This window comes from Bifidobacterium sp. B4079 (assembly GCF_026537385.1).
GTDB classification, from domain to species: Bacteria; Actinomycetota; Actinomycetes; order Actinomycetales; family Bifidobacteriaceae; genus Bombiscardovia; species Bombiscardovia asteroides_I.
The window spans coordinates 638,412-663,248 of the sequence record NZ_JAFNMH010000001.1 but is presented as its reverse complement, the minus strand read 5'-3'; the positions used below and the strand labels follow the sequence as shown (position 1 = coordinate 663,248).

21 protein-coding genes are annotated in these 24,837 nt (G+C 61.0%); 18 read left to right on the top strand and 3 right to left on the bottom strand.

Annotated elements, in window-relative coordinates; all coding sequences use genetic code 11:
* Window positions 1–12: 12 nt before the first annotated feature.
* Window positions 13–384, bottom strand: a complete 372-nt coding sequence (locus J3T95_RS02855) for a YccF domain-containing protein (protein ID WP_220237169.1) — start codon at window positions 382–384, stop codon at window positions 13–15.
* The gene (locus tag J3T95_RS02850) at window positions 375–1,082 is read right to left on the bottom strand and encodes a TetR/AcrR family transcriptional regulator (protein ID WP_267450322.1); all 708 of its coding nucleotides are present in this window, start codon (window positions 1,080–1,082) and stop codon (window positions 375–377) included. Before J3T95_RS02850 ends, J3T95_RS02855 begins: the two co-directional genes overlap by 10 nt.
* A gap of 209 nt (window positions 1,083–1,291) precedes the next feature.
* Here J3T95_RS02850 and J3T95_RS02845 point away from each other — a divergent pair, with 209 nt between their 5' ends.
* The 15 genes from J3T95_RS02845 (at window position 1,292) to J3T95_RS02775 (ending at window position 19,839) form a co-directional block, all read left to right on the top strand.
* Window positions 1,292–2,986 (top strand): MFS transporter, encoded by a 1,695-nt coding sequence (locus tag J3T95_RS02845; RefSeq protein WP_267450321.1) that lies wholly within the window; start codon window positions 1,292–1,294, stop codon window positions 2,984–2,986.
* Between the two features lie 89 nt (window positions 2,987–3,075).
* Window positions 3,076–4,749, top strand: a complete 1,674-nt coding sequence (locus J3T95_RS02840; RefSeq protein WP_267450576.1) for an NAD+ synthase — start codon at window positions 3,076–3,078, stop codon at window positions 4,747–4,749.
* 5 nt (window positions 4,750–4,754) lie between these two features.
* A complete protein-coding gene (locus tag J3T95_RS02835; protein ID WP_220237173.1) occupies window positions 4,755–4,988 on the top strand; it encodes a hypothetical protein in 234 nt (77 codons plus the stop codon).
* 219 nt (window positions 4,989–5,207) lie between these two features.
* A complete protein-coding gene (gene pflB / locus J3T95_RS02830; RefSeq protein WP_220237174.1) occupies window positions 5,208–7,583 on the top strand; it encodes a formate C-acetyltransferase in 2,376 nt (791 codons plus the stop codon).
* Window positions 7,584–7,682: 99 nt separating this feature from the next.
* Window positions 7,683–8,564 carry a pyruvate formate-lyase-activating protein gene (gene pflA / locus J3T95_RS02825; RefSeq protein ID WP_220237175.1) on the top strand — a complete coding sequence of 294 codons (882 nt, stop codon included), beginning with the start codon at window positions 7,683–7,685 and terminating at the stop codon, window positions 8,562–8,564.
* A gap of 351 nt (window positions 8,565–8,915) precedes the next feature.
* Window positions 8,916–10,202 (top strand): HRDC domain-containing protein, encoded by a 1,287-nt coding sequence (locus J3T95_RS02820; RefSeq protein ID WP_267450320.1) that lies wholly within the window; start codon window positions 8,916–8,918, stop codon window positions 10,200–10,202.
* 49 nt (window positions 10,203–10,251) lie between these two features.
* Window positions 10,252–11,628, top strand: a complete 1,377-nt coding sequence (gene tig, locus J3T95_RS02815; protein ID WP_267450319.1) for a trigger factor — start codon at window positions 10,252–10,254, stop codon at window positions 11,626–11,628.
* Window positions 11,629–11,809: 181 nt separating this feature from the next.
* Entirely contained in the window at window positions 11,810–12,397 is a 588-nt protein-coding gene (locus tag J3T95_RS02810; protein WP_220237400.1) for an ATP-dependent Clp protease proteolytic subunit, read from the top strand.
* A 9-nt stretch (window positions 12,398–12,406) separates the two neighbouring features.
* A complete protein-coding gene (locus tag J3T95_RS02805) occupies window positions 12,407–13,075 on the top strand; it encodes an ATP-dependent Clp protease proteolytic subunit (protein WP_029678946.1) in 669 nt (222 codons plus the stop codon).
* A 144-nt stretch (window positions 13,076–13,219) separates the two neighbouring features.
* Entirely contained in the window at window positions 13,220–14,533 is a 1,314-nt protein-coding gene (gene clpX / locus J3T95_RS02800; protein WP_267450318.1) for an ATP-dependent Clp protease ATP-binding subunit ClpX, read from the top strand.
* 70 nt (window positions 14,534–14,603) lie between these two features.
* Complete coding sequence (locus J3T95_RS02795) at window positions 14,604–15,542, top strand: NAD kinase (RefSeq protein WP_220237179.1); 939 nt, start codon at window positions 14,604–14,606, stop codon at window positions 15,540–15,542.
* Entirely contained in the window at window positions 15,542–17,314 is a 1,773-nt protein-coding gene (locus J3T95_RS02790) for a DNA repair protein RecN (protein ID WP_267450317.1), read from the top strand. The genes J3T95_RS02795 and J3T95_RS02790 overlap by 1 nt, the downstream gene beginning before the upstream one ends.
* Window positions 17,315–17,739: 425 nt before the next feature.
* Window positions 17,740–18,147 carry a GntR family transcriptional regulator gene (locus J3T95_RS02785; RefSeq protein ID WP_267450316.1) on the top strand — a complete coding sequence of 136 codons (408 nt, stop codon included), beginning with the start codon at window positions 17,740–17,742 and terminating at the stop codon, window positions 18,145–18,147.
* Window positions 18,148–18,169: 22 nt separating this feature from the next.
* On the top strand, window positions 18,170–19,126 hold the full coding sequence (locus tag J3T95_RS02780) for an ABC transporter ATP-binding protein (RefSeq protein ID WP_416378742.1): 957 nt from the start codon (window positions 18,170–18,172) through the stop codon (window positions 19,124–19,126).
* On the top strand, window positions 19,123–19,839 hold the full coding sequence (locus J3T95_RS02775; protein WP_267450314.1) for an ABC-2 transporter permease: 717 nt from the start codon (window positions 19,123–19,125) through the stop codon (window positions 19,837–19,839). The genes J3T95_RS02780 and J3T95_RS02775 overlap by 4 nt, the downstream gene beginning before the upstream one ends.
* A gap of 17 nt (window positions 19,840–19,856) precedes the next feature.
* Here the strand turns inward: J3T95_RS02775 and thrC are convergent, their stop codons facing one another.
* A complete protein-coding gene (gene thrC / locus J3T95_RS02770; protein WP_267450313.1) occupies window positions 19,857–21,338 on the bottom strand; it encodes a threonine synthase in 1,482 nt (493 codons plus the stop codon).
* A gap of 202 nt (window positions 21,339–21,540) precedes the next feature.
* On the opposite strand from thrC, the gene glyA reads away from it, so the two are divergent.
* From glyA to J3T95_RS02755, 3 genes are all read left to right on the top strand, one after another.
* On the top strand, window positions 21,541–22,848 hold the full coding sequence (gene glyA / locus J3T95_RS02765; RefSeq protein ID WP_267450312.1) for a serine hydroxymethyltransferase: 1,308 nt from the start codon (window positions 21,541–21,543) through the stop codon (window positions 22,846–22,848).
* 118 nt (window positions 22,849–22,966) lie between these two features.
* Complete coding sequence (locus tag J3T95_RS02760; RefSeq protein WP_396020004.1) at window positions 22,967–24,280, top strand: glutamate-5-semialdehyde dehydrogenase; 1,314 nt, start codon at window positions 22,967–22,969, stop codon at window positions 24,278–24,280.
* On the top strand, window positions 24,277–24,834 hold the full coding sequence (locus J3T95_RS02755) for a phosphoribosylglycinamide synthetase (RefSeq protein ID WP_267450311.1): 558 nt from the start codon (window positions 24,277–24,279) through the stop codon (window positions 24,832–24,834). The genes J3T95_RS02760 and J3T95_RS02755 overlap by 4 nt, the downstream gene beginning before the upstream one ends.
* Window positions 24,835–24,837 lie beyond the last annotated feature (3 nt).

The window sequence follows — 24,837 nt, the reverse complement described above, 5'->3', positions numbered from 1 at the left end:
CCTATAATTCTTTCATAAGACGGCGACGCGAACCGAGGATCCGAAGGGCATCAGGGCCAGGCGGGCCATCTTGAAAGCTTGCAGACCGAAGGGTATGCCCACCACGGTCAGCATGGTGACCAGTCCGGCCACTAGATAGGCCAGGGCCAGCCACCAGCCGCCCAGGATAATCCAGAGCAGGTTGGCCAGCCATGATCCCAGTCCGCCTCCGTAGATGACCTGTCGGCCAAATGGGGTCAAGGTCAGACGCGCCATCTTGAAGGCCTGGAAGCCCAGGGGGATGCCTACCACGGTCAGGCAGAGCGCGATGCCTACCAGGGTCCAGGCCAGTGCGATGGCCAGTCCTCCCAGCAGCAGCCAGCAGATGTTGCCAATCAGGCGCATGTAGGTCCTTCCGCCAGGGTGGCGGTGACGGCCTTGGCGCAGGCGGTCACCTTCTCGATGATGATGGTCAGTCGTGTCTGCCGTTGCTCGGGAGCAAGCTTTTGGTCCAGGGCATCAATCAGTCGCATACCGGATTGGACGATGCCTCGCGTCACCTCCACACCCATGGCCGGATCTGCTGGCCGCAGGGCTGTCCATGCCTGGATCAGCGGCTGGTTGACCTGCCGGTGGAAGTCCAGCAGGGCTTGGATTTGCCGGTCTGTGGACTGATCGTTCCTTGGGGCGGGCTCATGGGAATTCGAGGGGTTGCCGTAGATCAGGGCCTGGCGTAACTGCTCGTCGTGTTGTTCGGCGTAGAGGTTCATCAGCCAGCCGTGTCCGTGCAGTCCGGCCTGTTCCAGATTGGTGCGGGTCCAGACCTCGACTGTTCGGCGCGGGTCGTCTGTCGTACCCAAGGCCTGGTCCAGGGCCTGGCCCCAGTCGGGCAGGTGCCGCTCCATGACCATGTCGCAGAGCTGGTCGGCATCCCGGGCGTAGCGGTAGAGGGAGTTCCGGGCCAGATTGGTGCGTCGAGCCACCTCGGCCATGGTCAGCTGGCCGCGTCCGCCGGTGCGCAGGATGGCTTCGGCGGCGGTGATGATCTGGTCCAGGGTTTTGGCGCGGTGCTCCTGGAGCGTGGATTCGCGGATCCTGGGCATGGTCCTCCTTGCTCCGACCTACTGGGTGCAGTGATGATGAGTCGAGCTCAGCCGGTTATGGGGCATATGATATGGCCTCTTTGAAGCTGTGCCAAACTGCAAAGGCCTCTTTAGCCTGCGGCTTGTCCGCGCTGAGTGAACTTGCCAGACGGGTTTTTGCGACGTATAGTCGCAAAAAAATTTGCAGACCAGGGTGAGGGGAAGATCTGATGACCGGATCGGCAAGCATAGACGTGAAGAAGGGCAGTATGAAAGGCAGCCAAGAGTCCCAGGAGGCGGCGCCGCCATGGCGCGCCCTCTGGGTGTTGGCCCTGGGGCTGGCCATGATTGTGCTGGATTCGTCCATCGTTAACGTCTCCATACCCTCCATCATCGCCGCCATCCATATCAACCTGGCTCAAGCCCAGTGGGTTACAGCCCTCTACAGCATCGTGCTGGCAGCCCTGCTCCTCCCTTCCGGTCGTCTGGGGGACATGATCGGACGCAAACGAATCCTGCAGGTGGGCACGGTCATCTTTGTGCTGGGTTCCGTCTTCGCCGCATCGGCTTCCTCTGGCGCACTGCTGCTTCTGGCTCGGCTCGTTCAGGGAATCGGCGGCTCCTTGGTCATGCCATCCACCCTGTCTACCGTGTCTGCCACCTTCCGGGGCCGGCACCGGGCCACTGCATTCGGCATCTGGGGGGCCGTCATGTCTTCGGCTGCGGCGGTCGGCCCCTTCCTGGGCGGGGCCTTCACCAGCACTATCGGTTGGCGGTGGATCTTCCTGGTCAATTTGCCCCTGGGACTGATCGTTTTCCTGGCCAGTGCAGTCTTTGTGCCTGAGACCAAGTCTGCTCCCCGGCAGACTGGTGACCGGTGGGGGATGCTTGCCGACTGGAAGGGCATACTCCTTTCGGCTCTTGGGTCGGCCCTGGTGGTCTTTGCGCTGATCGAGGGGCAGACCTATGGCTGGTGGCGTCCCCGCGCCGCACTTGAACTTGGCCCACTGTACTTATCCACATCGGCGCCCCTGTCGCCGGTTCCGGTCGGTTTGCTTCTGGGATTGGCCCTGCTGGCTGCCTTTGCGCTGACCGAGCTGACCAGGGCGCGCAAGGGCAAGATAGTCATCCTGGACGTGTCCATGTTCGCCATCGGTACCTTCGGCTGGGGCAACCTTACGGCCGCCATCGTCAACGCTGGTCAGTTCGCGGTCATGTTCATCCTGCCCCTCTACCTGATCAACGCCAGAGGCCTGAGCCCCCTGGGGGCCGGATCCATCCTGGGCGTCATGGCCCTGGGATCAGTTGTGTCCGGCGGTCTGGCCCGAGTGGTCTCAGCCCGTCTGGGAGCCGGCGGCACGGTGCAGACGGGTCTGCTGATGGAGATTGTCGGCGTGGCCCTGTCCATTCTGCTCATGCGTGGGTCGATGCCGGTCTGGCCCATGACTCTGACACTGATTATTTACGGTGCTGGTCTGGGCTTCGCCTCGGCGCAGCTGACCAGCCTGGTGTTGTCCGGTGTCCCGGTGGCCCAATCCGGCCAGGCTTCGGCCACCCAATCCACCATCCGTCAGTGGGGGACTGCCCTGGGCGCCGCAGTCTCCGGTTCCGTCCTCTCACTTGCTCTGAGCCTGGTACTGCCAAGACATCTGACGGCCCTCAACGGAATCTCAGCGCAGGTGGCCGATGGCCTGGTCAAATCGGTTCAGACCTCTGCAGGAAATGCCATCGTCGGTCTGCGAGCTCAGGGTACCCGGGGCCGGTTGGGAGCACTGGGTCCTCAGGTGACTCATGCCCTGACCGAAGGATTCACCCAAGGCGCCCAGTGGGCTATGGGCTTCGCAGTTCTTTTGCTGCTCCTGGGGCTAATCGCTTCAGTGCTGGTACGCCGGGCCGCCCGCAAGGCTGGTGCCGATAAGGTCTGAAGGATCCGCAAGCCCGTCTTTTCTGTATCGGTCCCCACTTGGGACTGTCTGCCCGTGGGCCGGCCCTGACACGGTTTAGAATCATGGGTATGGGCATACAAGAGGAACAGCCGCGGCAGGATGGCGATCTGCTGGTGGCTCTGGCTCAGATCGACACCTGTGTGGGCGATCTTGACGGCAACGCCGATATTATTCTGGATTACTCCAGAAAGGCAGCGGAGCAGGGGGCGACCCTGGTGGTCTTTCCCGAGATGAGCCTGACCGGTTATCCAATCGAGGACTTGGCATTTCGGGCCAGCTTCCGTCGGGCCGCCTGGTCTCGTGCCGACCGTCTAGCCAGGGAGCTGGAGGAACAGGGTCTGGGCTATCTCTATGTGATCGTCGGGACCGTTGGCACCGATACGGATCAGGACAGGCCTCGCAATCGGCTGGTAGTCCTGCACCAGGGTAGGGTCGAGGCTGGCTACGACAAGCACTTCCTGCCCAACTACGGGGTCTTTGACGAGTACAGGATTTTCACCCCGGGGGATAGGACCGTCGTCCTGGAGGTGCGGGGGCACCGGATTGGACTGGCTATCTGCGAGGACATATGGCAGGAGGGCGATCCCATCAGCGACTTGGCTGGCCGGGACATCGACCTCCTGGTGACCATCAATGGCTCCCCCTTCGAGGAGGGCAAGGGGCATGTCCGTTACGAGCTGGCGGCTCGTCGGGCCAAGCAGGTTGGCGCGCCTCTGCTCTACCTGAACCAGGTAGGCGGGCAGGACGACCTGGTCTTTGATGGCGGCAGTTTCGTGGTGGACCGGGATGGCAACCTGCTGGAGCGCTCGCCCAGATTCGTCCAGAATCTGTCCACTTGGACCCTGCCTGCACGTGGGGAGCACCCTTTGCCCAGCGAGTCCTGCATGGCCGAAGAGATGCCTGGGGACGAGGAGGTCTATCGGGCCTGCGTTCTGGGTCTGAAGGACTATATGGTCAAGAATCACTTCACCAGCGTCTGCCTGGGGTTGTCGGGCGGGATCGACTCGGCCCTGGTGGCGACCATGGCCGCCGATGCCTGCGGAGGGGAGCATGTGCGCGGCATCTCCATGCCCAGCCGCTACTCTTCGGAGGGCTCCCGGGATGATGCTGCCGATCTGGCCCAGCGCCTGGGCTTGCGTTACGTGGTCCAGCCAATAGGCCCTGAGTTCGACGCCTTCCAAGGGCAGCTATATCTGGAGGGGGTTGCTGAAGAGAATCTGCAGGCCCGGATCCGCGGTGTCATCGTCATGGCCTACGCCAATGCCGAGGGGCTTCTGGCGCTGGCCACTGGCAACAAGTCCGAGCTGGCCTGCGGCTACTCAACTATTTATGGTGATGCGGTCGGCGGCTACGCGCCCATCAAGGATCTGCTCAAGACTCGGGTCTGGCAGCTGGCGCGATGGCGCAACGCCCAGGCTCGGGCACTGGGCGAACGTGAGCCCATTCCTATCAATTCCATCGTCAAGCCACCCTCGGCCGAGCTACGCCAAGGGCAGAAGGACTCTGATTCTCTGCCAGACTACAGCCTGCTTGACAAGGTTCTGGAGGCATACATCGAGCATGCGCATGGTCGGGCCGATCTTCTGGCCGACGGATTCGATCCTGACACAGTCGACACGGTTATGCGCCTGGTGGATCGGGCCGAGTGGAAGCGGCGTCAGTACCCGCTGGGACCCAAGGTCACATCTCTTGCCTTCGGTCGGGACCGTCGGCTGCCCGTCACCAACGCTTTCAAGGAGTGATCGCCATGGGGTCCGAACAGGTGCAGACGGCCTGGTATTTCAATACCGTCACAGGCGAACCTGAACAGGGCAAGCTGTCTCCGCAGGACAGGCGGATGGGCCCCTACCACAGCAGGCAGGAGGCCCTTGATGCCTGGAAGATCGCCAAGCACCGGAACAAGGAATGGGATGAAGAAGACCGCCGCTGGCGACAGGCCTGGGATGGAGACCCGAGGGAACAGTCATCAGCTGACGGATGAAGCCTGCACTGGGTTGTGTCTTGGATTGGCGACCAGTGGACTGAGCAGCCAGGCAGGACCGGCACTCAGATGGTGTGCCGGGTGATCCTGGCAGCACTGGGTTCCGAGTGTGATATAACTCACGTCACTATCTGGTTTTCCTTGGTATGCCGCACCCTATACTTGAGAACGACAGTGGTGTGAGGAAGCGCCATTGACCATATCAACAAGGAGTTGAGTATGACAGCAGTTGAGACTAATACCGTCTCTCCCGCAGAGCTGCAAGCCAAGGCTTGGAAGGGCTTCAAGGGCGAGGACTGGAAGAAAGACATCGACGTTCGCGACTTCATCCAAAAGAACTACACCCCGTACACCGGTGATGAATCCTTCCTGGCGCCGGCCACCGACAAGACCAAGTATCTGTGGAAGTATCTGGATGACAATTTCCTTGCCGTAGAGCGCAAGCAGCGCGTCTACGACGTGGACACCCATACTCCGGCGGGCATTGACGCTTTCCCTGCCGGATACATTGACGGCAAGCCTGCCGGCGAGACTCAAGACGATGTGATCGTCGGCCTGCAGACCGACGTGCCCTGCAAGCGTGCGATGATGCCCTTCGGCGGCTGGCGCATGGTTGAGCAGGCCATCAAAGAGGCAGGCAAGGAGCCTGACCCTGATGTCAAGAAGATCTTTACCCGGTATCGCAAGACCCATAACGATGGCGTCTTCGACGTTTATACCAAGAGGATCAAGCTGGCCCGCCACAACAAGATTCTGACCGGTCTGCCCGACGCTTACGGCCGCGGCCGCATCATTGGCGACTACCGTCGTGTGGCCCTGTACGGCGTCGACGAGCTGATTGCCCGCAAGAAGGCTGACAAGGATTCGATTCCTTACCGCAACGACTTCACCGAGGAGGAGATCGAGCATTGGATCCGCTTCCGTGAGGAGCACGCGGAGCAGATCAAGGCTCTGAAGCAGCTGCTGAACCTGGGCAAGGAGTACGGGCTGGATCTGAGCCGTCCTGCCACGAATGCCAGGGAAGCCGTCCAGTGGACCTATATGGCCTACCTGGCCTCGGTCAAGAGCCAGGACGGCGCAGCCATGTCCATCGGCCGCCTGTCCGCTTTCTTCGACGTCTACTTCGAGCGCGATCTGGCCGCTGGCCTGATCGACGAGACCGATGCCCAGGAGATCATCGACAACATCGTGATGAAGCTGCGCATCGTGCGTTTCCTGCGGACCAAGGACTACGACAACATCTTCTCGGGCGACCCCTACTGGGCCACCTGGTCCGATGCCGGCTTCGGCGACGACGGCAGGCCTATGGTCACCAAGACTTCCTTCCGCCTGCTGGCCACCCTGACTTTGGAACACCTTGGACCTGGCCCCGAGCCCAACATCACCATCTTCTGGGATCCGAAGCTGCCCGAGGGCTACAAGCGCTTCTGCGCCCGTATCTCCATCGACACATCCGCCATACAGTACGAGTCCGACAAGGATATTCGCGCCCATTGGGGCGATGACGCGGCCATTGCCTGCTGCGTGTCCCCCATGAGGGTCGGCAAGCAGATGCAGTTCTTCGGCGCCCGCGTCAACTCCGCCAAGGCCCTGCTCTATGCCATGAACGGCGGCCGTGACGAGATGACCGGCATGCAGGTCATCGACAAGGACGTGATCAAGCCTGTCACCCCCAAGGAAGACGGCTCCCTGGACTTCCAAGAGGTCAAGGACAACTACGAGAAGGCCTTGGAGTGGCTGAGCGAGACCTATGTCGAGGCTCTGAACATCATCCACTACATGCATGACAAGTACGACTACGAGTCCATTGAGATGGCCTTGCACGACAAGGAGATCTACCGCACCCTGGGTTGCGGAATGTCGGGCTTGTCAATCGCCGCTGACTCCTTGTCGGCCATCAAGTACGCCAAGGTCTACCCGATCTACAACAAGGATGCCAAGGGCACTCCGGAGTATGTCGAGGGCGCTGACGACGACCTGATCGTCAACTACAAGACCGTAGGCGAGTTCCCGATCTACGGAAACGACGACGATCGCGCCGACGACCTGGCCAAGTGGACCGTGTCCACCGTCATGGGGCAGATCAAGCGTCTGCCCGTCTATCGCGGCGCTGTGCCGACCCAGTCCATCCTGACCATCACTTCCAACGTGGAGTATGGCAAGAACACCGGGTCCTTCCCCTCCGGCCACAAGAAGGGCACCCCGTACGCTCCCGGCGCCAACCCCGAGAACGGCATGGATTCGCACGGCATGCTGCCCTCCATGTTCTCCGTCGGCAAGATCGACTATGACGACGCCCTGGACGGCATCTCGCTGACCAACACGATCACCCCTGACGGCCTGGGCCGCGACGAGGATGAGCGCATCAACAATCTGGTAGGCATCCTGGACGCCGGCAACGGCCATGGGCTCTACCACGCCAACATCAACGTCCTGCGCAAGGAGCAGCTGGAGGATGCCGTCGAGCACCCCGAGAAGTACCCGCACCTGACCGTGCGCGTCTCGGGCTACGCCGTCAATTTCGTCAAGCTGACCCGCGAGCAGCAGCTCGACGTGATCTCCCGCACCTTCCACCAGGGTGCGGTGACCGACTGATCGCCCTTGTGCGATAGTCAACCGTTGATGAGACGGTGAATCATGGGGCGGGGCGCACCAAGGCCCCGCCCCCTTTTTCGTCTTTTTCAGGAGGATCCGATGACGGAGACCACCATCTTCCATACCACACAGCCGCACATGCTCAAAGAATCCAAGGTCTACCAGAGCCAGACCCTGATGGGCGGCCTTTCGGGGTTCGAATCGCCCATTGGACTGGACCGGCACGACCGCATGAATGCCCTGCGCACGGGCGACATCGGATTTGTTCACTCCTGGGACATCAACACTTCAGTGGACGGGCCTGGCACGAGGATGACCGTCTTCATGAGCGGATGCCCCCTGCGCTGTCAGTACTGCCAGAACCCTGACACTTGGAAGATGCGCGATGGCCAGCCCGTATACCTGCAGGCCATGATCGACAAGGTGGCCCGCTACCAGGACCTCTTCAAGAGCACGGGCGGGGGAATCACCTTCAGCGGTGGCGAGTCCATGATGCAGGCAGCCTTTGTCTCACGCGTTTTTCGAGCCGCCAAGGAGATGGGCGTCCACACCTGCCTGGACACCTCAGGATTCCTCAATCGCAACTACACCGATGCTATGATTGACGATATCGATCTGTGCCTGCTGGATGTCAAATCCGGCGACGAGGCTACCTACAAGAAGGTCACCGGGGGAACGCTGGCCCCCACAATCGAATTTGGCAAGCGTCTGGCTGCCCGTGGCAGCAAGATCTGGGTCCGCTTCGTGCTGGTGCCCGGGCTGACCGACTCCGAGGAGAACGTCGAGAATGTCGCTCGGGTGTGCGAACAGTTCAAGGATGCCATTGAGCATATTGACGTGCTTCCCTTCCATCAGCTTGGACGGCCCAAGTGGCATGAGTTGCGCATTCCCTACCAGCTGGAGGATACCAAAGGTCCCTCTGCGGCTCTGAAAGATCGGGCCAAGAAGCAGCTGGAGGCCCACGGCTTCGTGGTTTACTGAGCCTCAAAACCCAATTTGGTACCAGAGTGGGCCTAGGAGAAATACGAATAATCGTCTTGTGACTCCCCACGGCAGATGTCGTGGGGAGTTCTGTTTGCTCGAGTCAAGTCAAGCCGGCCAATCAGCGAATGACAGACTCGCTAAATGTCAGGCTCACTGGATGACCGGCGCGCTGAATGACCGTCTTGGTAAATGGTCGACCCTGCAAATCGATAAATTGTCGACGAAGTCTACTTAGCAAAGGGTCATCGGTGGGTTGAGGCCATGGACTATGCTTTCAGGCGTGTGTTTTCCGGGCCGATCGGTCCGGTGGCGTGATGGAAGACAAACTAAAAAAGAGGTTGAGCGCAGGTGACCACGGAACCTAAGACGCAGCTGCTTTCAGAGCCCGCCCAGGGTGTGCCGTCGGTCATCGACGATCTGGCCGGATATCGCCGGGCCTGTCGAATGCTGTCCCAGGGGAGCGGTGCCCTGGCAGCGGATGCTGAACGGGCCTCGGGCTTCCGCTATGGCCACGACGACTACCTGGTCCAGTTCAAGCGTCAGGGGGCTGGGATATTCCTGCTGGATCCACCGGCTCTGATGCAGGCGGGCTGTGACTGGTCGGAATTCAATAAGGCTGTTGATGGGGCTCAATGGGTCATTCATGACTCCCCTCAGGATCTGCCTGGCTTCTATGCATTGGGCATGAGGCCCTCATCGCTTTTCGACACCGAGCTGGCGGCCAGGATGCTCAACCTGGGTCATTACGGCCTGTCTGCAGTGACTGCGCACTATCTGGGGCTGACGCTGGCCAAGGAGCACTCAGCCGCAGACTGGTCCTACCGCCCGCTGCCGCGTGATTGGCGCAATTACGCCGCCTTGGACGTGGAGTTGCTGGATCAGGTGCGAACGCGCGAGCTGGAGGACCTGCGCCATCACGGTAAGGATGAGTGGGCTAGGCAGGAATTCGCCTGGCTGCTGGAGCAGGGCAAAATCCCAAAGCCGGAGCCTGAGCAGCCCTGGCGGCATATTTCGCATATCAACGCCCTGCACAACGACCGTCGCGGCCTGGCTGTGGCCCGCTCGCTGTGGACCACTCGAGACCGGCTAGCCCGGCGCGCTGACATCGCTCCGACGCTGCTTCTGCCCGACAAGGCCATCATCGAGGCCGGCAGGCTCAAGCCGCACAACAACGCACAATTTCGGTCCATCCGGTCCCTGAACGAACGGGTCAGGATTCACACCGGCGGCGAGCAGGACCGCATGTTCGAGCGCTATGCGCCCATCCAGCGCCGGATCAAGCCTTCGGTCTGGAAGCAGGCCATTCTGGAGGCGCTGAGTCTGCCTACCGAGGAGCTTCCGGTGCCTCCCAAGCCGCGGCGTGAGGAGACCAACGCCCCAAAGTCGATGCAGGTCTGGCGGCACCGTCACCCGGACCGGTTCGCTAGGCTGGAGGCGGCGCGCAAGGCGGTGACTGGAGTTGGACGCCGGACCAACACCCCCGACGAGATTCTGATCAAGCCCCGCTACCTGCGCAACCTCTGCTGGACTGATCAACCGGAGAAGCGGGATGTGGCCGACTTCCTGCGTCAGGAGGGTGCCCGCCCTTGGCAGGTTTCGCTCCTGTCAGAGTCTCTGACTCGCGCTATTATGTAACGGTTGCCTTACTGGCAGATCAAACGGTTTGGATGAATTGGAGCGCAGCGTGAAAATCAGCGTCAGAAACCTCGAGCCCACCAAGGTCAGGCTCACCATCACCGTCGATCCCGATGAGCTGAACCCCTACCTGGATCAGGCCCGTAAGGAGATCGGCAAGCAGGTGACCATTCCCGGCTTCCGCAAGGGCCATGTGCCCGGACCCATCATCGATCAGCGCGTGGGCTTTGCCAGTGTGGCGGGCGAGGCCGTCAACGCCGGCGTGCCTGAGCTTTACTCCAAGGCTCTGGAGGAGAAGCAGCTGCACGCCATGGCACAGCCGCAGATCGACGTCAAGGACATTCCTTCCTCGGCCGGGGATGACACCAAGCTCAAGTTCACTGCTGAGGTGGAGATCCGTCCCAAGTTTGAACTGCCCGACATTGAGGGCATGGAGATTGAGGTCCCCAAGCCTGCTATCACCGACGAGGACGTGGACAAGCGTCTGGACAACCTGCGTCAGCGCTTCGGCACCTTGGTCAGCGTGGATCGTCCCGCCACCAAGGGTGACTATGCCAACATCGATCTGGATGCCGTCATTGACGGCGAGTCCGTGGACTCCCAGCAGGGGGTCAGCTACGAGCTGGGCTCCAACACCATGCTGGATGGTCTGGATGAGGCCTTGGACGGGCTGTCCGCCGGGGAAGAGACCACCTTCGAGGGCACTCTGGAGGCCGGCGAGCATCAGGGCGAGAAAGCCCAGATCAAGGTCAAGGTCAACTCGGTCAAGGCCGAGGAGCTGCCCGACCTGGACGACGATTTCGCCAAGGAGGCCTCGGAGTTCGAGACCCTGAAGGAGCTGCGCGAGGATGTGCGCAAGCAGTGCCAGGTGGATGCCGAGGGTCGGCAGGCCACTGACGCCCGCGATGCCTTCATTGCCAAGCTCCAGGAGGGCCTGGACATCCCGGTGCCCAAGGGCATCAAGAAGTCCATGGTGACGGATCAGCTCAAGAACACCGGCAAGGATCCCGACAAGGCCAGCAAGGACGAGAAGGCCGAGGCCGAGCAGACCGTGGAGAAGGAACTGCGCGACCAGATGACCTTGGACGCCCTGGCTGAAAAGCTGGGCATCACGGTCAGCCAGGCCGACGTGACCAACTTCCTGGCCTCCATCGCCCAGCAGTACGGCATGGACCCCAGCGCCTTCATCAACGGCATCGTCCGCAACGGCCAGCTGGGTTCGGCTGTGCAGGAGGTCGGCCGCTCCAAGGGCATGCTGGCTGGCATGCGGGCCGTCACCTTCAAGGATCCAGATGGCCAGGAGGTGGACCTGAGCCGCTTCTTGGGCGAGGATGAGCCCGAGACCCAGGAGGAGCAGGACGAGAGCGTCCAGGCTGCCTCCGCTGCGGCTGAAGTGGCCGACCAGCTCTCCCAGGATCAGGAGTAGCTCACAAATCGCAACGAACAGGGCCGCACCCAGTGGCGAAACAGCCTGGGTGCGGCCCTGTCGTAGCGGTTGCGCAAAGAGCAGAAAGACCGTGGCCGCGTCGATTGCGGGGGCTACTCTCAATACAGATACGTTTATCGAAGGAGACAGGGTGAACAACTCATTGGCAACCAGTCCCGTGATGGAGGAAGGGGAGGCCCCTACGCCGACCGATCCCATCTTCAACCGACTGCTCAAGGACAGGATCATCTGGCTGGGGGACGAGGTCAAGGACGCCAATGCCAACGTCATCTGTGCACAGATGCTGATGCTGGCGGCCGAGGATCCCAAGAGGGATATCTGGCTCTACATCAATTCGCCTGGCGGCTCCATTACAGCCGGCATGGCCATCTACGACACTATGCAGCTGATCGAGCCTGACGTGGCTACGGTCGCGGTCGGCATGGCGGCCTCCATGGGTCAGTTCCTGCTCTCCAGCGGTGCCAAAGGCAAGCGTTTCGTCACCTCCCATGCGAGGGTGCTCATGCATCAGCCCTCGGGCGGCGTCGGAGGCACGGCTACTGATGTCAGAATCAACGCCGAGCTGATCATGGATATGAAGCGCACGCTCTCCCAGCTGACGGCCGAACAGACCGGACACACCCTGGAAGAGATCTACCGCGACAATGAATACGATCACTGGTTCACGGCCCAGCAGGCCTTGGAATATGGCTTCGTCGACCGGATCGTGACCACCCACGGCACTATGACCGCAGATCAAGGGAAGTGAGCACTCCACATGGCATCTGAAGAAGCGCAATTCGTAGCACGGGCCCGTCGACTGGCTGGCCCTCGCGGCCTGGCCGCCATGCCCGCCGACCGCTATGTGCTGCCGCAGTTCGAGGAGCGCACCCCTTACGGCTACAAGCGCCAGGACCCCTACACCAGGCTTTTTGATGACAGGATCATCTTCATGGGCGTCCAGGTGGATGACACCTCATCGGACGACATCATGGCCCAGCTGTTGGTTCTGGAGAGCCAGGATCCCAACCGCGATGTGATCATCTACATCAACTCGCCGGGGGGATCCATGACGGCCATGACCGCCATCTATGACACCATGCAGTACATCAAGCCCGATGTGCAGACTGTCTGCCTGGGCCAGGCTGCCTCGGCTGCTGCTGTTCTTCTGGCGGCCGGCACCAAGGGCAAGCGTCTGATTCTGCCCAACGCCCGTGTGCTCATTCACCAGCCGGCCATGGAGCAGGACTTCGGCAAGGCCACCGAGATTGAGATCCAGGCCAAGGAAATGCTGCGTATGCGCACCTGGCTGGAGGAGACCCTGGCCAAGCACACCGGTCAGGATGTGGAAAAGATCCGAAAGGACATCGAGGTGGACACCATTCTGACCGCCCAGCAGGCCAAGGATTACGGAATGGTGGACGAGGTCCTGGAGCACCGCAATTAGCTCTGGTGACTGCGCGCATGGTTGATCGTCCGGATGGCGGCGGGACCTTGGGGCCCACGGCCTCCGGACGTTTTCGGCATCATGGATGATGCCGGTCAAATATGATTTCGGCGATCCTTGCGGATCCTCCAGGAAGGGAGAGCCATGGGCCGTGTGGTCAGCTACAATGACGGACTGAATCGCTGCGAGTTCTGCGGCAAGGACGAGCACCAGGTGCGCCGTCTGGTCAAGGGGCCTTCCTGCGCCATCTGCGACGAATGCATACGCCTATGCGCCCAGATCATCCAGGAGGATATGGCCAAGGATGCCGCCGATCAGCGGGTGTCTCTGCCTGCGCCCTCAAAGATATTCGGCTATCTGAACCGGTACGTCATCGGCCAGGAGGCTGCCAAGCGCACCCTTTCGGTGGCTGTCTACAACCACTACAAGCGCGTCAATATGGACTTGGGCGACCGTGGCCGTGTTGCTGACGCTGCATTTGAGCGAAAGGATGCAGCTCCACGCGTCCAGGTGGACAAGTCCAACATCCTGCTCATGGGCCCCACCGGCGTGGGCAAGACCTATCTGGCACGAACCTTGGCCACCATCATGAACGTTCCCTTCGTCATTGTGGATGCCACCAGCCTGACCGAGGCGGGGTATGTGGGAGAGGACGTGGAGTCCGTCCTGCAGGGGTTGCTTCAGGCTGCCGGCGGCAACATGGATCTGGCCCAGCGGGGGATTATCTACATCGACGAGATCGACAAGATCGCCAGGAAGTCTGGCGAGAACACTTCCATTACACGTGATGTATCCGGCGAAGGGGTCCAGCAGGCCCTGCTCAAAATTATCGAGGGCACCCGGGCCCGTGTGCCGGCACAGGGTTCGCGGCGGCATGGGGATGTCCGTACTGTCGTCATGGACACGGCCAACATCCTCTTCATTTGCGGCGGCGCCTTCGTCGGCCTTGAGGAGATCGTCCGCCGGCGGCTGGGTCTGCGGGAGAGCGGCTTCTCGGCTACTCAGGGAAGCGATAGAGTGCCCGACGACGGGGTCATGAGCCAGGTCAGGGCTGAGGACTTGGAACGGTTTGGCCTCCTTCCCGAGTTCGTGGGGCGGTTGCCGGTCATTTCCACCTTGGAGCCGCTGAGCGCCGATGAGTTGCGGCGGGTGCTGACCGAACCGGATAATGCCCTGGTCAATCAGTACCGGCGCATGTTCCTGGATGACGGGGCCGATCTGGTCTTCACCGATGCCGCTCTGGACCGTGTTGCTGCCATCGCTCTGGAGCGCAAGGTGGGTGCTCGCGGGCTGCGGGGAATCATCGAGCGCACCCTTGAGGCGACCATGTTCGAGTTGCCCGACAGGACGGATGTCTCCCGTGTTGTGGTGGATGCCGATGCTGTGGATGGGACGGGATCGCCCCAATATGAGACCGGGCAAGGCTTGGCCGCAGTCTCTGGTCGTCGTTTGGCCTAACTCGACCACGATGAGCACCGCTGTTGGCCGGGCCCGATAGGATGATCATTGATGCCGGAAGGGAGGCCCCATGGGTGCTCGTAGCGCTGTCGTGGTCACGCACAGCCGGGTCCGGGCAAGCGGCCATCTGGTTGACGAGGTCGAGGAACAGCTGCGCCGGGACGGATTTCGTGTCTCGATTTTCGACAACATCGCCGTCCCGGAATTCGGCAGCCCCAGCCAAAAGGTGGCCGACGACACCGAGATCGTTATCGTTCTGGGCGGCGACGGGACCATTCTGAGGGCTGCAGAGCTGGTCAAGGGTACCGAGGTGCCCATCCTGGGGGTCAATCTGGGTCACGTGGGGTTCCTGGCGGAGTTCGAGAGCTTCCAGATAGGGGAAGCCATTCGGCGGGTGGCCGATCATGACTATTCCATTGACGAGCGCATGGTGGCCCATGTGGACCTGTGGATACCCGGAGCCGATCGGCCACTGAGCGACTGGGCCCTTAACGACATGACCCTGGAACGGTATGATCGGGGCAAGATGATCGAGGTATCGGTCAGAGTAGACGATGTGGAGATGAGCTCCTTCGGCTGCGACGGCATGATTGTGGCTACACCGACCGGATCGACGGCCTACGCTTTTTCGGTGGGCGGGCCTATCGTTTGGCCTGATGCGCAGTCGCTGCAGATGGTGCCCATAGCTGCCCACGCCCTTTTTGCCCGGTCCCTGATCATCGGCCCAAATTCGCAGTTCACCCTGGATATTCTGGGTGATTCCCAGTCGGCTGGCTGGATCTGCAATGACGGGCGCCGTCAGCGGCCCGTGCCCAGGCGGTCCCGCATTGTGGTGCGGCAGTCCCACGACATCCTGAGGCTGGCCAGGCTGTCCGGGGTGCCCTTCACCAGACGGCTGGTCTCCAAGTTTGACCTGCCGGTGGTCGGCTGGAGGGAGCAGCATCGCCCCTCGACGGCTGAGAAGGGGCAGGACCAGGGGGACCCGCAGGAGTCAAACAAGGAGCACTGATGCTGGAAGAGCTGGAAGTCCGGGACCTTGGTCCCATCCATCATGCCCTGCTACGGCCTGCCGCTGGCATGACGGCCATCACCGGGGAGACCGGGGCTGGCAAGTCCATGCTGCTCAACGCCATCAGGCTGATCTCGGGGTCCGCCGCCCGTCCTCAACTGGTGTCGCCTGGAGCACGCGAGTCCTGGGTCCAGGGGATTTTCGATGCTGTAGCGGCAGGAGCCGAGGATCCAGTGACCGCTGCCATAACCGATGCGGGCCTGCCCTTGGAAGATGAGGGGCAGATCTTCTTGGCGAGGACCATGCCTGTCAAGGGGCGTTCCCGTGCCGCCCTGAACGGCAGGAAGGCTCCTCGAGGCCTGCTGGAGGAGGTGGCTGGAATGCTGGTTACCGTTCATGGCCAGGCGGATCAGATGCGTATGGCCAGTCCTGCCCGGCAGCGCGATTTTTTGGATGCCTATGCCGGTGACGGTCCGCAGCTGGAGGCTTTTTCCAAGGCCTGGAGGCAGTATCGACAGGCCCAGGGCCATATGGAGGAGCTGCGCAACCAACAGTCCGGCGCTATGGCCCAGGCTGATTATCTCCGTGAATCCATCGCCCGGATCGACCGGGTAGACCCCCATTCCGGCGAGGATCGCGAACTCAAGGCTCAGCGGGACAGAATCGAGCACGCTGCTCAGATCAGCCAGGGTGTCATGTCCGCACTGTCCGCTTTGGACTCTGGCCAGATCGACCCTGACGCCGACGCTCCATCGGCCACGGCCCTGGTAGAACGAGCCATTGCCGCCCTGGAGGACATAGGTGTGGAGGGGGTCTTTCAGGAGTCGGCCCAGCGGCTGCGCTCATTGAATGCCGATCTGTCTGACCTGGTCTTCACCCTGAGCAGCCAGCTGGATGACGAAGGCCAGGAGGGCGATCTGGACAAGATCAACGCTCGCATTCACGATCTGGATGAACTCACCCGACGCTGGGGACCGGACATCGACGACGTTCTGGCCTGGCGCAAGAAGGCTGCATTTGAACTTGAGGACATGGATGCCTCACCCGAGAAGCTGGAGGAGCTTCAAAGCCAGGTTGAGCAGTTTCGCGGAAGCGCTTTGAAGGCTGCCCGGGCTCTGTCTGTCTCACGGGCCAAGGCTGCACGAAGGCTGAGCGAACTTGTCGACGGTGAATTGCACTCCCTGGCCATGGCGGGCGCTGGGTTGGAGATCCGTGTCAGACCACGCCAGGACCAGGACATGGACGCGCATGGTCTGGACCAGATCGACTTTCTCTTCAGGCCATATCCTGGGTCGGATCTTCTGCCCATGGGCAAGAGCGCCTCGGGCGGCGAACTCAGCCGGCTCATGCTGGCCTTGGAGCTGGTGGCCGCCGAAGGCCATGACTCATCAGGACCTGACGAGCCTGGTGATGGACATACTAGCCTTGATCCCCAGGTCGGCGGACCGACGATGACCTTCATCTTCGACGAAGTGGATGCGGGCGTCGGCGGTCGAGCTGCCGTGGAGCTGGGTCGTCGTCTGGCCAGATTGGCTGTCACCGCCCAGGTGATTGTGGTCACCCATCTGCCGCAGGTGGCTTCCTGGGCCGATCGACAGTTCGTCGTGGCCAAAGGCCGGGAGGGCGGCGATGCCGTAGAAACTCTGGTCCACCAGGTAGAGGGCGAGGACAGAGAGCGGGAAATCGCCCGGATGCTGGCTGGCAGCGAGTCCACGACCTCCCTGAGGCACGCCCGGGAGCTCCTGTCCTCCAGCAGGTTCCAGGCCCGATAGGTCTGGTTGCTGCCTGTACTTTGTCGCGCCAATGTCCGTCAATTCAGTGACTTTGACAAGTTTTAGCGACATTGCTGCCTTTTGTGGCCTTGCCGCTGCTGCTCGACATCCGTCATTCTGATGCTTTGAAAGTGGGTAATTGACTGTAGATGACCGTGTGGTAACACCCATGCTGGATCTTCATCGATGACACCGTATCCGCCCTCGGCATGAGCAATGCGGCGATGACCTGGTCCAAATGAATTTTGCCCGAAGTTGTGATCGGCTGGGTCTCAGCACTACAGAACCGTATCCATTAATTCCCGAACCCCGTCCTTGGAAGATCAGCAGCGAGTTTCTCTTTGTGATTGAACTGTTATAGTGTATACATGAACACTGGTACAGCCCAGCCAAGGTCGTGCCGACGATCAATGAAAGGGGCTTGGATGAAGCTGATCATCTCATCCCTGTCCGGACAGCCGATATATCGGCAGATTGAGGACCAGATACGTTCGGCCATCCTGACCGGAGACCTGAGAGCGGGAGAGGGACTGCCTTCCCTGCGACGTCTCTCACAGGAGCTCAGGGTGTCCGTGCTGACCGTGACCCGCGCCTATACCGAACTTGCTCAAGAGGGCTTGGTGGAGAACATTCAAGGCAAGGGTACCTTCGTGGCCGACAGCGGCGACCAGGTCATGCGGCAGCATCTGGAGAACCGCGTGCAGTCCCTGCTGGGGGAGGCGGTCGATACGGCTCGTCGGGCCGGCATGAAGCCGGACCAAATTCGCGGCCTGCTCGACGGCCTGCTTGGCAACAGGGGTCCTGGACCCGCGTCCGGAGAAGGAAAGGAATAGCAGCATGTATGCGTCACCGTTGATGAGGACTTCTGGCGAAGGGGCCGACTATGCCCTGCGCGTCAGTGACCTGGGTAAAAGCTATGTCAAGGCTGACGGCACAGGTTTCCGCCTGCACCAGGTCACTATGGACCTGCCCTTGGGCTACATCATGGGATTGATAGGCCCCAATGGCGCAGGCAAATCCACCCTTATCAGGCTCTTGCTGAATATGACCCGCCGAGACAGCGGAGAGATCAGCATTCTGGGCCGTGATCCTTTGAGCCAGGAGGAGGATGTCAAAGCGGATCTCGGAGTGGTTTTCGATTCAATTTATTTCTTAGAGGCATGGAAGGTCAAGGCTGTCGAGCCAGTGATGGCACCCATGTATCCATCTTGGAACAGTGATCGCTATCAGTACTATCTGCGTCGGTTTGGTCTACAAGAGAACCGCAAAATCGGCAAGCTCTCCCGTGGAATGCAGATGAAACTGATGCTGGCTGTCGCCCTTAGCCACGATGCAAGGCTCTTGATTCTGGATGAGCCCACCAGCGGCCTGGATATCCTGGCCAGGGACGAGCTCATGGATATTCTGCTGGACTACATCGGTGACGGTCGGCACTCGGTGCTTTTCTCCACCCACATCACCGCGGATCTCGAACGGGTGGCCGACTTCGTTACCTATATCAATCGAGGGTCGGTCTTCTACACCGGCCCCAAGGACGAGCTGATGGAGGCCTTTCAGGTCGTGAGAGGGGGGCCGGACGATCTGACTAGAGCGCAAATGCCTTATTTGATGGGCTTGCAGCGTTCCGCCACAGGTTTCGAGGCTCTGGTGCCCACTGAACACTTGGATGATTTTCTGGCATCGGCTTGCCCTGCCGCAGTGGAGCCTTCAGAGGACCGCTATCTGGTGGAGTGTGCCGACTTTGACAACCTTATCAGACTGACCGCGGGCTCACCTGCTACGGCCGACAAGAATAAGGAGATTGAGGTATGAAGGCGACAGTCAAGCAGATCAGGTTGGACCTGCAGCGTTTCTCAGGAGCAGGGAGGGCGTGGGTTGCTGTGCTGATTTTCATGTCCGTGCCTGTCATCGGCATCCTGCTAAACACAGTCATGGCTCTGACAGGCAATGATGGGGATGATGCACGGGGTGTATTGACGACAATGGTAGTCGGCATGGAGGTCGGTATGATTTTCGGCTTGGCACTCAGTTTGTTCGCCGAGTTCAGCAATACGGCAATTCGTTTGAACGGCCTGCTGCCCATCACACGTGATCACCAGGTATTCGGACGCTATGCTGCTGTAAGTCTGCTGAGCCTGGTTTATTCCTGCGGCTGTTCAATATTCTTTTTCTGCGTTACTGATTCGTATTTGCAGGGTCAGGACCATTGGCGCGACACCGTTTTGTTTACCTTGGGGATGTTCCTGTTGGGGTCCTTGCTTTTTGCAGTAGTTGCGCCCTTGTTTTACTGGATGGAACCAGCTAAAGCTATGATAGTTCTTGTGGCGCTTCTTGGTTTGATGACGGTAATAGCCTTTATCGGTTGTTGGCTGCCCTTTGACTGGGGGGCCTTCTGGAATTCAATCATGCGATTTCTGACATTCGGCCTGTGGCGGCCAGTGCTCCTCGGGCTGGCGTTGATTCTGGCGGTTGACATGGTTTCGATAGTAATATCTCGTAAGGTCTATGCCAGGAAGGAGCTCTGAGCCAATTCGGTTAACTTTCAGAACTGCATGACCGCGTGGCGGACGTAGTCAGCCATGTCTCCGGTATTGATGCAGTCCTGGAAGCGCACAGGTGCGTTTTCCAAGGCGCGCAGAGCCTTGGGGGGCCTGGTGTTGGTGGACTCGGCCAGGATGTCCATGCATGCGAAGTCGCTGTCCGGGGTCTTCAGGCCCAGGGATTGGCAGACCACCCGGGGGAATTTGTAGGGGCTTGCTGTAGACAGCAGTACCCGAGGAACTGCAGGATCCCTGTCGGTCTGCCTGGTCATGACCTGGTAACCGCAGGCCGTGTGCGGATCGATCAGGTATCCTCGGTCCTCCCAGCAGCTGCTGATGGCTGATGCCACCTGGTTTTCGTCGGCCCAACCACAGGAGAAGAGCCCGCGGATTCTGGCCATGACGGCTTCGGGCACCTGGTAGCGTCCCGTGGACTCCAGGTCGGCCATAAGCGAGGCGATCAGTTTGGTGTCGCCGTCGGCCATGTAGTAGAGCATCCGCTCCAGATTGGAGGAGATTAGGATGTCCATGCTGGGGGAGGTGGTGGTGTAGAAGGGGCGGTTGCGGTCATAGACGCCTGTGGTCAGGAAGTCGCTGAGGACCCGGTTGCGGTCCGAAGCCACGGTCAGGCGGGCCACCGGCAGGCCCATCATCTTGGCGTAGTATCCGGCCAGCACATCGCCGAAGTTGCCGGTGGGCACACAGAATTCGACCGGATCTCCAGGTCTGATCACTCCTCGTTCCATCAGGGACCCATAGGCCCGGAAGTAGTAGACGACCTGCGGGGCCAGGCGGCCCACATTGATGGAGTTGGCCGACGAGAGGACGGTCGAGGCTTTCTTCTCCAGTTCGCGGGCCAGGTCGGCGTCGGCGAAGATGGACTTGACTGCAGACTGGGCATCGTCGAAATTGCCTCGAACCGCACAGACCCGCAGGTTGCCGCCCTGTTGTGTGACCATCTGCAGGCGTTGGATCTGACTGACCTTGCCCTCAGGATAGAAGACGGTGATGCCTGTGCCCGGCGCGTCTGCGAATCCGGCCAGCGCCGCCTTGCCCGTGTCTCCGGAGGTGGCTGTGAGCACCATGATCCGTTCGCCATCGTCCCCGGCCAGGGCCATCAGTCCCGGCAGAAGCTGCAGGGCCACGTCCTTGAAGGCCGAGGTGGGTCCGCGGAAGAGCTCCAGTACGAAGTCGTTGCCGCCCAGGTCCACCAGAGGGGTGATTGCCGGATCGGACCACTGTTCCCCGTATGCTGCGTCCAGGCAGGAATCCAGTTGAGCGGAAGAGTAGTCGCTCAGCAGTCCCGAAAGGACCAGTTTGGCCGTACCCTTGTAGTCCAGGCCGGCAACCGAGGCAGGGTCAATGGTCAGAGCGTCAAGTTCATCGCTAATGTAGAGTCCGCCGTCAGGGGCCAGGCCTCGTCTGATGGTCTGCTTGGACTGCAGCTGCTCCTGGCCGCCTCGGGTGCTGTGGTATGTGCTCATGGTTGCCTGCCCCTCCGCCATGTCGCCGAACAGATCGTTACCAGGGCATTCTACCCCGCGCAGGGGTCCGAGCCATTGCTCTGCTCGGCTCGCGGAGGAAACCGTCTATGGACGTCAGGGCCTGCCAGGGGCCGGCATGGCGTACAGTGTTGCCCACCAGCCCTGTATCCGAGGCTGTAAGTCAAAGGCAAAGGAATGGCCCATGGTCGAAGAGAAGCCGGTACAGCAATCCTACGATGTCCTGAACTCTTCGATCTCGCAGGTGGATCCGGAGATCGCTGCACTGCTGGATGGGGAGTTGGAGCGTCAACGCGGCGGTCTGGAGATGATCGCCTCTGAGAACTTTGTGCCCAAGGCCGTCTTACAGGCCCAGGGATCCGTGCTGACCAACAAGTATGCCGAGGGCTATCCAGGCAGACGCTACTACGGCGGATGCGAGTGGGTGGACCAGATCGAGAACCTGGCCCGGGACCGCGCCAAGGCCCTGTTCGGCGCCGAGTATGCCAACGTCCAGCCTCATTCGGGCGCCCAGGCCAACGCCGCTGTCTACCAGGCCCTGATCAAGCCCGGCGACACTGTGCTGGGACTGGCCCTGGACCATGGTGGTCACTTGACCCACGGAATGAAGATCAACTTCTCCGGACGTTTTTACCATGCTGAATCCTACGGGGTCGATCCGGATACCTTCCTCATCGAGCCCGAGATCATCCGCCAGCGGGCCCTGGAGACCCATCCGGCCCTGATTATCGGCGGTTGGAGCGCCTATCCGCGTATTGAGGACTTTGCAGCCATGAAGGAGATCGCCGACGAGGTCGGAGCCAAGTTCTGGGTGGATATGGCCCACTTTGCCGGCATGGTTGCGGCCGGTCTGCATCCCAGCCCGGTGCCCTATGCCGATGTGGTCTCCTCCACGGCCCACAAGACCCTGGGCGGACCCCGTTCCGGGTTCATTCTGGCCCGTCAGGAGTATGCCAAGAAGCTCAACTCCTCGGTCTTTCCCGGCAACCAGGGCGGCCCGCTCATGCATGTGATCGCCGCTAAGGCTGTGGCTTTCAAGCTGGCCGGCACGCCTGAATTCAAGGAGCGGATGGAGCGCACACTGGAGGGAGCCCGGATTCTGGCTGAGCGGCTGATGGCCAAGGATGTGGCCGACAACGGCATCACCGTGCTCACAGGTGGGACAGATGTCCACCTGGTCATGGTGGATCTGCGCAACAGCGAGATGGACGGCCGTCAGGGGGAGGACCTGCTGGCCAAGATCGGCATCACCGTCAATCGCAATACGGTGCCCTTTGATCCGCGCCCGGCCTCTGTGGCCTCTGGTCTGCGAATCGGAACCTCGGCGCTGGCTACTCGCGGTTTCGGCCCGGCCCAGTACGAGGAGGTGGCCGACGTGATCGGCACTGCACTGGCTCAGGGCCCCCAGGCGGATCTGGATGCTCTCAAGACCCGGGTGGACCGGCTGGTCGAGGCCTTCCCGCTTTATCCTGAGCTGGACCAGACCCACTGACAGGCGGTTGGGGGTGGCAGGTGAACAATGCCCTCCGTCTTCCTGTCATTATTGCCCTCAGTGAGGATTACAATCGGTACAGAATATGGGTCTGGCGGACCCGCGAGGGCGAAAGGATCTGACGAACATGAGTGAAAGCGGGAACTCCCATCGTCAGGATGTGCTCGATCGGGTCTGCGCCATGGCCGATGTGGCGGCTGCTGCACAGGCAGGTCTGGCAGGCATGACTGGCCAGGCCAGGAATGCACTCTTGCTGGCCTTGGCTGATGCGCTGATCGATCAGGCCGATCAGATTGCCGCAGTCAATGAGCAGGACTGCGCCCAGGCTTTTGAAGAAGGAATGAGTGCCGGTCTGATTGACCGTCTGCGCTTGGACAAGGTTCGTATCGCGGATGCCGCCCGGGGCGTGCGCATGGTGGCCGGGCTGCCTGATCCCCTGGGCGAGGTGGTTCGCGGCCATGACATGCCCAATGGCATGCGGCTCAATCAGGTGCGGGTTCCCTTGGGCGTGGTGGCCATGATTTATGAGGCTCGGCCCAATGTCACCATCGATGTGGTGGCCCTCTGCCTCAAGTCCGGCAATGCGGCCCTCCTGCGAGGAGGCCACGCAGCCGAGCGGACCAATCGCGCCCTGGTGGAGCTGATAGGCGGGGTGCTTCGTGAGCAAGGGTTGGATCCAGCTCTGGTGGCTTCCGTGGACCGATACGGTCGCGAAGGGGCCCAAGCTCTGATGAAGGCACGCGGCCATATCGATCTGCTGGTGCCCAGGGGTGGCCGAGGGCTGATCCGCAGCGTAATTGAGCAGGCCACTGTGCCCACCATCGAGACTGGGGCTGGCAATGTCCATATTTACGTGGACCGCTCGGTGGACATGGATCAGGCCATTCCCATCATCGTCAACGCCAAGACCCAGCGGGTGGGCGTCTGTAACGCTGCCGAAAAACTGATCGTCCACCGGGATGCGGCCGCTGAATTCCTGCCACGTGTGGCCCAAGCGCTGACCCAGGCCCAGGTCGAGTTGCACCTAGACGCGGTCTCCATGGACATTTTGGCCGGGCATGATCTGCCTGAAGAACTGCTGGTTTGTGCAGAAGCGGAAGACTGGGACCGTGAGTATCTGGACTTGAAGATGGGGGTGCGCGTGGTGGACTCCATGGACCAGGCCATCGAGCACATCAACCGTCACTCCACCGGCCATACCGAGGCCATCCTGGCCCGGGACTACGAGGCCGTGGAGGAGTTCTCCCGCCGGGTGGATTCGGCCGTGATCATGGTCAATGCCTCAACGCGATTCACTGATGGCGGCATGTTCGGCATGGGCGCTGAGCTGGGTATCTCCACCCAGAAGCTTCATGCTCGCGGACCCATGGGTCTGCAGGAGCTGACCACCACCAAATGGATCGGCTACGGCAGGGGGCAGGTGAGGCCGTGAACGAAAAGATTGAAGAGCTTTTCCAGCGCGAGCACGACAATCCGCGCATCTGGCTGAGGGTGGCTTCAGAGCGGCTGAGCCTGTTGCGGTACGTCTTTCTGGTCCAAATCGAGGACGGCATCCCGGATGCAGACCAGCGCTCCTGCCTGGAGTACGCCGATGCGGTCCTGATTGGATGGCCTGACGAACACGCCGATGATGTGTACGACCTGGACCAGGACCAGCTTAATCAGGTCAGGCACGAGATCACCGTCATGGAGGAGCGGGTGCCGTTCTTCCGAAAACAGGAACAGGAGGGTCGCATCGCTGACCTGTCTGATTCATTGGTAGCTATCACCGGTTGTGTGGCCCAGGTCCGCCGGGCTTATCAGCCGGGCTTCCCCCTGCCCACCTACTCCGAGATTCGTCGCGTGGTCCAGGAGGAGTGGAATGCCGACATGGAGCGGATCGATCCTGACCGGGTCAACCCCAGCGCCGAGCAGATGCGTCAAGAGGTCGAGTCGGAGAACCAGGAGAACGCCTCGGAAGCCAGACGGGAGGGCGAGCAGGGGTGAACC

What these genes read in the sequence shown, in the direction of transcription:
- J3T95_RS02855 (WP_220237169.1), bottom strand. Translation starts at nt 384, where the DNA reads ATGCGCCTGATTGGCAACATCTGCTGGCTGCTGCTGGGAGGACTGGCC.
- J3T95_RS02850 (WP_267450322.1), bottom strand. Translation starts at nt 1,082, where the DNA reads ATGCCCAGGATCCGCGAATCCACGCTCCAGGAGCACCGCGCCAAAACC.
- J3T95_RS02845 (WP_267450321.1), top strand. Translation starts at nt 1,292, where the DNA reads ATGACCGGATCGGCAAGCATAGACGTGAAGAAGGGCAGTATGAAAGGC.
- J3T95_RS02840 (WP_267450576.1), top strand. Translation starts at nt 3,076, where the DNA reads ATGGGCATACAAGAGGAACAGCCGCGGCAGGATGGCGATCTGCTGGTG.
- J3T95_RS02835 (WP_220237173.1), top strand. Translation starts at nt 4,755, where the DNA reads ATGGGGTCCGAACAGGTGCAGACGGCCTGGTATTTCAATACCGTCACA.
- pflB (WP_220237174.1), top strand. Translation starts at nt 5,208, where the DNA reads ATGACAGCAGTTGAGACTAATACCGTCTCTCCCGCAGAGCTGCAAGCC.
- pflA (WP_220237175.1), top strand. Translation starts at nt 7,683, where the DNA reads ATGACGGAGACCACCATCTTCCATACCACACAGCCGCACATGCTCAAA.
- J3T95_RS02810 (WP_220237400.1), top strand. Translation starts at nt 11,810, where the DNA reads ATGGAGGAAGGGGAGGCCCCTACGCCGACCGATCCCATCTTCAACCGA.
- J3T95_RS02805 (WP_029678946.1), top strand. Translation starts at nt 12,407, where the DNA reads ATGGCATCTGAAGAAGCGCAATTCGTAGCACGGGCCCGTCGACTGGCT.
- clpX (WP_267450318.1), top strand. Translation starts at nt 13,220, where the DNA reads ATGGGCCGTGTGGTCAGCTACAATGACGGACTGAATCGCTGCGAGTTC.
- J3T95_RS02795 (WP_220237179.1), top strand. Translation starts at nt 14,604, where the DNA reads ATGGGTGCTCGTAGCGCTGTCGTGGTCACGCACAGCCGGGTCCGGGCA.
- J3T95_RS02790 (WP_267450317.1), top strand. Translation starts at nt 15,542, where the DNA reads ATGCTGGAAGAGCTGGAAGTCCGGGACCTTGGTCCCATCCATCATGCC.
- J3T95_RS02785 (WP_267450316.1), top strand. Translation starts at nt 17,740, where the DNA reads ATGAAGCTGATCATCTCATCCCTGTCCGGACAGCCGATATATCGGCAG.
- J3T95_RS02780 (WP_416378742.1), top strand. Translation starts at nt 18,170, where the DNA reads ATGAGGACTTCTGGCGAAGGGGCCGACTATGCCCTGCGCGTCAGTGAC.
- J3T95_RS02775 (WP_267450314.1), top strand. Translation starts at nt 19,123, where the DNA reads ATGAAGGCGACAGTCAAGCAGATCAGGTTGGACCTGCAGCGTTTCTCA.
- thrC (WP_267450313.1), bottom strand. Translation starts at nt 21,338, where the DNA reads ATGAGCACATACCACAGCACCCGAGGCGGCCAGGAGCAGCTGCAGTCC.
- glyA (WP_267450312.1), top strand. Translation starts at nt 21,541, where the DNA reads ATGGTCGAAGAGAAGCCGGTACAGCAATCCTACGATGTCCTGAACTCT.